Annotated in this window: 1 rRNA gene; it reads left to right on the top strand. The window is 50.0% G+C overall.

The annotated features are described in order from the left end of the window. Positions 1–175 precede the first annotated feature (175 nt). Positions 176–1716 (top strand): 16S ribosomal RNA (locus tag QQK05_RS18615). Positions 1717–1731 lie beyond the last annotated feature (15 nt).

Genomic DNA, 1731 nt, shown 5'->3' on the forward strand with positions numbered 1-1731 from the left:
TCTTTAACAAATAGTTATCATGCAATTTGTGTGGGCACTCACATTAATAAATTCATATAAAGACCTAACGTTTCGTTAGGCAAATTTATCAATGTTGATGTTCACATGAAAACTTACATAGTTTTAATGTACAACAGAATTCATTGAGCCGTATCGAAAGATACACAAACGATTTTAATTGAAGAGTTTGATCATGGCTCAGATTGAACGCTGGCGGCAGGCTTAACACATGCAAGTCGAGCGGAAACGATGATTGCTTGCAATCAGGCGTCGAGCGGCGGACGGGTGAGTAATGCTTGGGAATATGCCTAGAGGTGGGGGACAACAGTTGGAAACGACTGCTAATACCGCATAATGTCTACGGACCAAAGGAGGGGATCTTCGGACCTTTCGCCTTTAGATTAGCCCAAGTGAGATTAGCTAGTTGGTGGGGTAAAGGCCTACCAAGGCGACGATCTCTAGCTGGTTTGAGAGGATGATCAGCCACACTGGGACTGAGACACGGCCCAGACTCCTACGGGAGGCAGCAGTGGGGAATATTGCACAATGGGGGAAACCCTGATGCAGCCATGCCGCGTGTGTGAAGAAGGCCTTCGGGTTGTAAAGCACTTTCAGTAGGGAGGAAAGGTTAGTAGCTAATATCTGCTAGCTGTGACGTTACCTACAGAAGAAGCACCGGCTAACTCCGTGCCAGCAGCCGCGGTAATACGGAGGGTGCGAGCGTTAATCGGAATTACTGGGCGTAAAGCGTGCGTAGGCGGATTGTTAAGTCAGATGTGAAATCCCGGGGCTCAACCTCGGAACTGCATTTGAAACTGGCAGTCTAGAGTATTGTAGAGGGTGGTGGAATTTCCAGTGTAGCGGTGAAATGCGTAGAGATTGGAAGGAACATCAGTGGCGAAGGCGGCCACCTGGACAAATACTGACGCTGAGGCACGAAAGCGTGGGGAGCGAACAGGATTAGATACCCTGGTAGTCCACGCCGTAAACGATGTCAACTAGCTGTCTGTGTTCTTGAAACGTGGGTAGCGTAGCTAACGCGCTAAGTTGACCGCCTGGGGAGTACGGCCGCAAGGTTAAAACTCAAATGAATTGACGGGGGCCCGCACAAGCGGTGGAGCATGTGGTTTAATTCGATGCAACGCGAAGAACCTTACCATCCCTTGACATCCAGAGAATTTTCTAGAGATAGAATTGTGCCTTCGGGAACTCTGAGACAGGTGCTGCATGGCTGTCGTCAGCTCGTGTTGTGAAATGTTGGGTTAAGTCCCGCAACGAGCGCAACCCCTATCCTTACTTGCCAGCGAATAATGTCGGGAACTTTAAGGAGACTGCCGGTGATAAACCGGAGGAAGGTGGGGACGACGTCAAGTCATCATGGCCCTTACGGGATGGGCTACACACGTGCTACAATGGCGTATACAGAGGGCAGCGAGACCGCGAGGTGGAGCGAATCCCAGAAAGTACGTCGTAGTCCGGATTGGAGTCTGCAACTCGACTCCATGAAGTCGGAATCGCTAGTAATCGTGAATCAGAATGTCACGGTGAATACGTTCCCGGGCCTTGTACACACCGCCCGTCACACCATGGGAGTGGGTTGCAAAAGAAGTGGCTAGTTTAACCTTCGGGAGGACGGTCACCACTTTGTGATTCATGACTGGGGTGAAGTCGTAACAAGGTAACCCTAGGGGAACCTGGGGTTGGATCACCTCCTTATCTTGAAGAATTTAT

The sequence above is a fragment of the Thalassotalea loyana genome (genome assembly GCF_030161435.1).
GTDB classification, from domain to species: domain Bacteria; phylum Pseudomonadota; class Gammaproteobacteria; order Enterobacterales; family Alteromonadaceae; genus Thalassotalea_G; species Thalassotalea_G loyana.